Annotated in this window: 1 protein-coding gene; it reads right to left on the bottom strand. The window is 52.2% G+C overall.

Annotation, left to right across the window (positions count from 1 at the left end; genetic code table 11):
* Positions 1-166 precede the first annotated feature (166 nt).
* Positions 167-625: a hypothetical protein gene (locus N0B15_RS15430; RefSeq protein ID WP_263020613.1), complete on the bottom strand. Its 459-nt coding sequence runs from the start codon at positions 623-625 to the stop codon at positions 167-169.
* Positions 626-936 lie beyond the last annotated feature (311 nt).

Raw genomic sequence — 936 nt, 5'->3', positions numbered from 1 at the left:
GACTGATCGACGACGCACAGAAGATCCACCAGCAACGGCCAGTGTTACAAGAGACGCTCGCTACCGCTACGCAACCGAGGTGTGAGTCTTAGCTAAAGACGAATACACCCTCAACTCAGTTCATCCATTAGTGCATTGCGGACAATCCGCCCGAAGAACACGTGAGTTATCCTTCTGTGACCGGGCTGTAGTGGTGTACTTGGACGTCAGTCAGTCTTACGGCGTCTTCGTAGAATTTCCCTTCTACTGTTCCTTCGAAGTGTTCGAGCGTTCCTTCGACAACGGCTTGTTCCGTTCCGTGTTTCCGTCCTTGCTGGGGTAGGCGTCGGGCATCGTCGCAGTTTGAGCAGAACCTGTATAGTTGGAGCCATTCTTCTCCTTCTTCTTTTTCGTAGTAGAGGATGACATCGTCTCCGGCGGTCATTTTTTCTTGGCAGTTGTGCCTTCCGTAGTCTACTTTTCCCATTGTGGGTTCAGCGTTGCAGTGGACTACTCCGCCTTTGGTGTGACGTACTACAGCTCCGATAAACTCTATCCTCAGCTCCGATTCGGTCTTTGCCATATTGTTATTCTTGAACGTCTCGATACTTGTAACCTCAGTAGCAGCAACCAGGTGGTCTATCACATAGGATAGAAATTTAATATCTGTGGTCGAAACGTTTACTAGGCTAGCGAACGTCCAGCATTCTGCCTATGCTTGGCACCAAAGGTGTGGCCTCGGCACTCATAGGGCTCATCACCACCGGGTGCCGAGTCCGGTTCCGAGCGGGTGCGTCGTCATCGGCCACTCGAGCGTACCCCCGCTATCTCAAAGACCCTTCGGGGACGGCTCCATCCGTTCTAGTTTAGCGCAGCGACACATCCAGAGACCCCGAGCTAGAATCGTCAGTAACTAGGAATGTGAGAATCCGGTGGAGAGTGTGTACAACCCACCGG

The organism is Natronobiforma cellulositropha (assembly GCF_025629245.1).
Taxonomy (GTDB): domain Archaea; phylum Halobacteriota; class Halobacteria; order Halobacteriales; family Natrialbaceae; genus Natronobiforma; species Natronobiforma cellulositropha.
This window is presented reverse-complemented; position numbering and strand designations above follow the sequence as displayed.